Raw genomic sequence first — 7,400 nt, 5'->3', positions numbered from 1 at the left:
ATGATCCTTCCCGGCCGAGGCATCGGCCCCAGCCTTCCGGATCACCACCCCACCCACACGATCTTTCGGACAGTCCCCGGCCCGACCATTTCGGACGGCGGCCCCTTCTGCGGCGGCGCCGACGCTGTGGCGAGCACCACCGGCAGTCACGAGGGGACGGCGCGCGTTCGGCAGTGTCCTGCTGCGGTCGGGCGCGAGAGACGGTGCGCCGCGTCCGAGGGCGGCCCGGCCGCGTGCGGCCGGTGTCCTGCTGCGGTCGGGCGGGAGATGGTGCGGCGCGTCCCCGCGGGGTCCGCCGCATGCGGCCGGTCTCCTGGCCGCCGTCAGGCGAGAGAGACGGGGCACCGCATCCCAGTGCGGTGGCAACGTGCCGTCGGTGCGCTGACTGCTGACGGGCGCTGCATGCCAGAGCGTTCCGGCTGCGTGCGGCCGGTGGCCTGGTCGCTGTCAGGCCGGATAGATGGGCCACGCGCGTCCCAGAGGGGTTGCGACGCGTCGCCGGTGTCCTGACTGCCATCGGGCGACAGATGGTTCGGCGCCTCTCGGGGAGGCTGGCCGCGTGCAGTTGGTGTTCTGGCTGCCGTTGGGCTGGGAGGAGGCGCCGCGTCCCCGGGTGGTGGGCGGGTTTGGGTGGTGTTGGGGTGCCGGGGGCGGTTGTGGGGAACTGGGGCGGGGGATATGGCGGGTGATTCGGACGAGATCTGGCGCGGTCTCGGCCAACGGCGTCCCGGATGGTTAGGGTCGAAAGGGCAGCCCGCCTCCCGAGGAGTCACATGACCACCGTGATCCTGGTCCTGCTCTGCCTTGCGATCGCCGGACGCGAGCTCTACCTGGCCTCCGACAAGCGGCTCCCGCAAGCACAGGCGGACGTGCGCGACCTGCGCACGCAGTTGGCCGAGCTCGCCGAGCGGCACGACGCGCTCAAGTCCAAGGTCGACGCCGCGGCCGAGCGGTCCGGGATCCCGATCCCGCGGCCGGCCGCCGACGGCGCGTCCACCGAGGTCATCGACCGGCTGGACGCGTTCTCCGGACGGGTCGACCGGCTGGAGAAGGAGACCGCCGATCTCGCCGGGGAACTGGCCGGACTCGGCCTCGACCGGGAGGCCCAGCACGCACTGGCCCGCTCGCTCGACACGGTGGAGCAGGACGTGCGGGAGCTGCACCGGGACATGCTCGAACGCGTCGACCACGAGGAGGGCATCGTCCCCGGCGTCCTGCTCAGCGAGGAGGGAGAGGCGGAGGCGCTGCTCGCCGACGCTTACGAGAGGTGCGCCACCGAGTGCGGGATGCGGGTGCGCGTCCGCGACCAGCGGTCCCCGCAGGCGGCCGACGGCTCCTATCTGGGAACGGTCTACTACCTGTCCGGACGGCGTCCCGACGCGCTGGCCGAGGACCTGCTGACGCAGGTCGGAAGCCTGATCGACGCGCAGGACCCGGGGCCGTTGAGCGCGCTGCTCAGCGAGCTGGCGCATCTGCGAGGCGGCGGGATCGCGCGGTTCGGCGCGTTCACCGTGGTGCGCACGTCGAGCGCGCTGCTGTGCGGCGTCCTGCAGGACGACGCGCCCGCCGAGCCCTGGCAGCTCGCGGCGCGCCTCCGCGAGCTGCCGGACGACCGGCGGGCGGACCTGTCCTGGCTCCGTCCGGAGGAGTGATCAGGGCCGGACGAAGCGGGGCGCGGCCCCGTCCGTCCGGTCGACGGCGAACGCCAGCAGGCAGCGGGGCGCGTGCCCCGTGTCGATCTGCAGGCACAGGCCGACGCCCAGATCGGGGTCGATGACCACGGCGCGCCGCAGCGCGCGCAGCGCCCGCCGGGCGCGGGCCCGTGTCCGCGGGCGCGACGGCTCGTGCAGGGTGCCGGTGACCACGCGTGCCGCGTACCGCCAGAGCGCCAGGGAATCCAGGACGCGGACGCCCGCCGAGGTCAGGTTCGCGACGATGACGACGCCGCTGTCGTCGTCCTCGCCGGACGCCGCAGGCAGGGTGTCGTCCGGCAGGTCGCGGGGTTCCCGGGGCCCGCCCACCGCGCGGTGGTAGCGCAGCGGGTCGAGGGTGTCGATGACGAAGGCCCCCGCGTACGGCCTCGACGCCCGCGCCCGTCCGGGCCGCGCCCGCACGGGGTTCCGGGCGTTCAGGTGCGCACTGAGGTCGAAGACCATGCCGGCGTCGTCGAGCCAGGTGGGCAGGCCGAGCTTGGACGAGGCGGTGCGGTCCAGGCCGTCCACCATGCCGCGGAACTCGTCGGTGCGCCGCGAGAGCGTCGCCGCCATGCCCAGTCCGGGGAACGCCCCCTCCAGGACGGCGATCATCGCGCGCCAGGTCGTGCTGCCCATGAACTCGATCATGAACGCGTCGGCCAGCGCCCGGCGCCGTCCGGGGTCGTCCATGGGCCCCGGCGCGGCGGGGGCCGGACGTGCGGCGAGTCCCCCGCCCCGCGGTCGCGCGGGTTCGGGACGTGTCGCGTCCGGCTTTGTCAGTGAGGGGGGTGGTTCGGCGGTCAGTCCTTTCCCCGGCAGGAAGGGCTCGTCCGCCTCGCTACCGGGCCGTTTGTGCCGCCCGGTGCTCTGCGGTTCCCCGGCCTCTCCCGGCTGTAGGCCACCCGGCTTCCGGACGACCCATCGCTCCGGCTCGTCCTCCGGCGGCGCTCCGGAGGCCTCCTCGGGCACCGGCACGCCGGTCCCGTGAGGTGCCCACTGCGGTTCCTCCGGCGGCCGGGACGCCGGGACGTGCGGCGACCACTGGGGCGTCCCTTCCGAGGAAGGCACCTCCGCCGCCCTGTACGGCGAGTAGGACTCCCCCGAGCCCGCCACCGGGTCACGCGACGTCCACGGTGCGGGCTCACCCTCCGGTGACGAGGGCGCCGACGGCTGCGGAGGGACTGCCCGATCGCGGGGCGTCCACTGCGAAGGCGGCGCATCCGCCGGCTCGCCGGCGCCCGCCGCCGCCTCTGGAGCGGGCGGCTGCGCCTGGTCGTGGGGCGTCCACGGGGCGGGCGTCTGCCCTGGATCGGTGGACGGCTGCGGGCTGGCCTCGCGGGACGCCCACTGCGCGGAGGGCGTGACTGGGGGGTCTACCGGTTCGTCCGCAGGCGCCGGATTCGGAGGTTGTGCCTGGGCGTGGGGGGTCCACGGGGCGGGGGTGGCTTCCGGGGGCTGCGTCTCGGGGGCGGGTGGCCCCAGGGACGCCTCTGGAGAGTGCGGCGCCCAGTAGGCCGTCGGGTCCGTCCCCTCGCCGGAGGGCGGGTTCGGCGGCTGCGGCTGGTCGCGGAGGCTCCATGGCGCGGGGGTGGTCTCCGGCGGGTTCATCGGCTCGACCGGTTCCGCGGGACGCGGCGGGTGGGGCGTCCACGGGGCCTGCTTGGGGCGCGTCTCGGTGGGGTGGGGGGTCCACTCGGGGGGCGACGGGTCGGGGGTTCCGGGGTCCGGCGGCGGTGTGCCAGGGGGGTCGGGCGCTTCGGCGGCGGGGGGCGGGACGGGGACCCAGTCGGCGGGCTCTTCGGGGCGGGATCTGCTCCTGCCGGCGACATGGACGTCACCCGGGTGGGGCGGGGGCGCGGGGGCGTCGGGGTCCTCGGAGCCGGGACGGTCGCGTGGGCCGAATCTCACGGTGTCGATCCTGCGCTCTGGACGCGGGGGTCGGCAAGCGGGACGGAGGTCAACGGCGGCCGTCCTGGGCGCCGAAGAGGGCGGCGCAGAGGGATTCGAGGCGGTCGGGGCCGTCGTCGGCGGGCAGGACGGTGAGGACGGGGTCGTCGGGCGCGTCGAGGCGGAGCCGGACGGTGACCTCCCGGCGCATCGGCTCGTCGGTGCCCTGGGCGGCGGCGATGTCCTGGAGGCCGACGGAGACGGTCTCGGGGAGGTCGACGACGAGGGGCTGCTCGCCGGCGGGCAGCCGTTCGTGCCAGAGGTCGAGGACGCGGCGGGCGAGGCCGTTGAGGAGGCGGCCCCAGGGGACGACGAGGGCGGGCGGGACGTTCTCGGTCCGCAGTTCGGGGAGTCCGAACCGGGCGAGGCCGCGGGTGGTGAACCAGAAGCCGTGCGGCCCGGAGGTGTGCGGCAGGAGCATCCAGTCGGTGAGCCGGACGGTGCCGTCGGGTCCGGGCAGGGACCGGGTGAGCTGGTCGTGGGCGAGGATCTGCGGGGTGAAGACGTCGATGACGGGGGCGGTGCGGGCGGCGGCGACGGCTCCGGCGATGGCGCGGGCGGCCCATTCGTGCGCGGGCGGGTGGCCGGGGCGGTAGGCGGCGCGGACGGCGAGGATGTGCGTGGCGGTGTCGAGGGCGGTGAGGTCGGCGGGCGAGGCGCCGTAGGCGGCGAGCAGGTCGGCGGGCAGCGGCGGGAACTCGTCGGCGGGCCGCTGGTCGAGGGTGACCATGGGGCTGTCGAGCATGCCGAGCGCGAGGTCGCGCAGCGGCGGCCGCGTCCGCGCCGCGATCTCGTCGTGCGCGAGCCGGCCGGGGTCGGCGATCGGCGCGCCCAGCGCGACGGCGTAGGTGGCGTAGAGGGTCTCCGGGACCGGCAGTGTCAGGTTCTCGCCCACATCGTCCCCCGATGGGCCGTTGATGCGCTTCGACACTATCCAGGTGAGCGGACGGGGACGTTGGAAACTATCTGTCGCCGAGGGGACAGTTACCTCCCACCCGCGAGAGGCGGGCCGACGACCTCGGAGTTCACCGCGGCAGCCGGTGCTCGAACCACACCACCTTTCCTCCGTCGGTGCGGTGGGTGCCCCAGCGGGCGGCGAGGTGGCTGACGAGCTGGAGCCCGCGTCCGGACTCGGCGGTGGCGTCGGCGTGGCAGAGGTGCGGCATGTCCTGGCCGTCGTCGTAGACCTCGCAGAGCAGCGCGTCGCCGCGGATGAGCCGCAGCACGATGGACCCGGCGCCGTGCAGCAGGGCGTTGGTGACCAGCTCGCTGACCAGCAGCTGGACGGTGTCGCCGACGGCGTCGAGGCGCCATTCGGCGAGCTTGAAGGCGACCTGGGCGCGGATCTGCGGGACCATGCTCGGCTCGGGTTCCAGCTCCCAGACGGCGACGTCCTCCTTGGGGATGCCGTCGAGGCCGACGGCGACGATGGCGATGTCGTCGGCGGGGGCGGTGGTGGCGAGCGCGTCCAGCAGGTCGTCGCAGGTGTCCTCGAGCGGGTGGGCGGGGCCGGCGAGCCGGCCGCGCAGCTCCTCCAGGCCCTCGTCGATGTCGCGGTCGCGGCGTTCCAGCAGCCCGTCGGTGCACAGGACGAGCCGGGAGCCGTCCTCGACCGGGACCTCGATCGTCTCGAACGGCTCGCCGCCGACGCCGATCGGCAGACCGGCGGGGACGGGCAGCAGGCGGCTGTCGCCGCTCTCGGACACGAGGACGGGCGGGACGTGCCCGGCGTTGGCGAAGCGGCAGCGCCGGGCGACGGGGTCGTACACCGCGTACAGGCAGGTGGCGACGTAGCCCTCGCCGAGCCGGCGGGCGAGCGCGTCGAGCTGGCGGAGCAGCAGGTCGGGGCGCATGTCCTCGACGGCGAGGGTGCGCACGGCGGTGCGCATCTGGCCCATGATCGCGGCGGAGGTGAGGCCGTGCCCCATCACGTCGCCGACGACGATGCCGAGCCGGCGGCCGGGCAGCGGGAACGCGTCGAACCAGTCGCCGCCGACCTGGGCGGCCTGCCCGGCGGGCCGGTAGCGGTAGTGGACGCGGGCGCCGGGCACCTCGGGCGGGTCGGCGGGCAGCATGCTGCGCTGCAGCTCCTGCGCGACCTGGACCTCGCGCCGGTAGAGCCGCCCGTTGTCGACGCACAGCGCGGCGCGGCGGGCGAGCTCGTCGACCATGGCGAGGTCGAGCTCGCCGAAGCCGGGGCGGTCGGGCTTGCGCAGCAGCTTGAACGTGCCGAGCACCCGGCCGCGCGCGATCAGCGGGACGACCAGCAGGTCGCGGCCGGTGAACAGGGGGCGCAGGTCGCGGCCGCCGAGCGCGTCGGACAGCCGGGCCGCGTGCGCGGCGTCCATCCGCGCGATGTGCACCGGGCGGCCGGTGCTCATGGCCTGGACGAACGGGGTGCCGGCGGCGAGCCGCAGCGTCTCGTTCTCCGGGAGGACCCGCTCCCAGCTTCCGGGCTCGTCGTTGTGGGCGACGGCGACGCGCCGCATCTGGGCGGTCTCGTCGAGGTCGACGGCGGGCTGGGCGGAGTCCGCGACGACGCTTTCGAGCAGTTCGACGGCGGCGAGGTCGGCGACCCGCGGGACGAGGACCTCGGCGAGGGTGCGAGCGGCCTGCAGGTGGTCGAGGGAGCCGCCGATCTGCTGCCCGGCCTCGCTGAGGAAGGTCAGCGTCTCGTTCTCCTCGGTGCCCGGCGCGCCGCCCTCCCCGTCGGCGTGCGCGCCGTCGGCGCCTCCCTCGGTGGCGGCGCGGGGGCGGATGCGCAGGGCCCGGGGCATGTCGCCGATGTGCGGGACGACGGGCAGCCGCAGGGTCATGCTGAGCGAGACGGCGGGCCGGCCGAGGGCGAGGACGCGGGACGCGATCGCGTCGGCGGCGGCCGTTCCGGCGGCGGGCAGCAGCTCGGCGAGGCGGCGGACGAGCGGCCCGTCGCCATGCCCGGAGCCATCCGCCTCGCCCGAGCCGGACGCGCCCGAGCCCGAGCCGTCCGTGCCGAGGCCGTCGTCCCCCGGCGGGCCGAGGACGGGTTCGACGCGCAGCATCCGGGCTCCGGCGGCGCGCCGGGCGGAGCCGTCGGGCGCGGCGACGAGGACGTCGTCCATCGCCAGACCGGGGCCGTGCTCGCGCAGCCGGCGCAGGTCGGCGGCGAGCGCGAGGACGCGGACGGCGCCCTGGTCGCCGTCCGGCCCGATGCCGTCCGGCTCGATGGGGTACACCCACCAGCCGACCTCGGCGGGCTCGCCGTCGTCGGCGCGCGGCACCATGCAGGCGCCGCACCAGACGTGCCCGAACGCCTCCGGTTCGAAGGCGCCGCGGTGCTCCTGCGGGATCTGCAGGAGCGAGGCGGGGGAACGGCCGGCGGCCTGGAGCGGGCCGGCGCCGAACAGCTCGGTGGCGGCGTGGTTCCAGTGGTTGATGCGGCCGTGCTCGTTGAGGGTGAAGGCGGCCATGCTGACGACGCCCAGCAGGGGCTGGTCGAGGAACCGGGGCGGCCTGGCCCCGGCGCGGTGGTCGGCCGGGGCGGCGAGGGCCGTGCCCGGCGGCGGCCGTTCTCCGGCGTGTTGTTCTCCGGCGCGCTGTTCTCCGGCGGTGGTCACGCGGATCCCTCCCCTGGACGAAGATGCTGCGTTGCATCCGGCAACCCGCGGTGAAGGGGACGTTACCTCGGGTGAGGGACATTCACCGGTTGTTCTCGCGAACTCGGCACGGGTGAGCACTCACTCAGTACGCTGGAAGTGCTACTGTCCAGCGACGGGACGG

4 protein-coding genes are annotated in these 7,400 nt (G+C 75.4%); 1 reads left to right on the top strand and 3 read right to left on the bottom strand.

The features are described from left to right. Positions 1–773: 773 nt before the first annotated feature. Positions 774–1,652, top strand: coding sequence for a hypothetical protein (locus ABD296_RS12630; protein WP_344265347.1), 879 nt, complete (start codon positions 774–776; stop codon positions 1,650–1,652). On the opposite strand, the gene ABD296_RS12625 is transcribed toward ABD296_RS12630, so the two are convergent. The 3 genes from ABD296_RS12625 to ABD296_RS12615 form a co-directional block, all read right to left on the bottom strand. Beyond that, positions 1,653–2,384 (bottom strand): hypothetical protein, encoded by a 732-nt coding sequence (locus tag ABD296_RS12625; protein ID WP_344265345.1) that lies wholly within the window; start codon positions 2,382–2,384, stop codon positions 1,653–1,655. A 1,267-nt stretch (positions 2,385–3,651) separates the two neighbouring features. After that, positions 3,652–4,536: a hypothetical protein gene (locus tag ABD296_RS12620; RefSeq protein WP_344265342.1), complete on the bottom strand. Its 885-nt coding sequence runs from the start codon at positions 4,534–4,536 to the stop codon at positions 3,652–3,654. Positions 4,537–4,666: 130 nt separating this feature from the next. Continuing rightward, positions 4,667–7,237, bottom strand: a complete 2,571-nt coding sequence (locus ABD296_RS12615) for an ATP-binding SpoIIE family protein phosphatase (protein ID WP_344265339.1) — start codon at positions 7,235–7,237, stop codon at positions 4,667–4,669. Between the last annotated feature and the right edge of the window lie 163 nt (positions 7,238–7,400).

Source organism: Actinomadura napierensis, assembly GCF_039529375.1.
Lineage (GTDB): Bacteria > Actinomycetota > Actinomycetes > Streptosporangiales > Streptosporangiaceae > Spirillospora > Spirillospora napierensis.
Note: the sequence above shows the minus strand (reverse complement) of the source record. Positions and strands in the feature narration are given on the sequence as shown.

Coding starts and splice junctions, on each gene's coding strand:
- ABD296_RS12630 (WP_344265347.1), top strand. CDS start 774: ATGACCACCGTGATCCTGGTCCTGCTCTGCCTTGCGATCGCCGGACGC.
- ABD296_RS12625 (WP_344265345.1), bottom strand. CDS start 2,384: ATGGACGACCCCGGACGGCGCCGGGCGCTGGCCGACGCGTTCATGATC.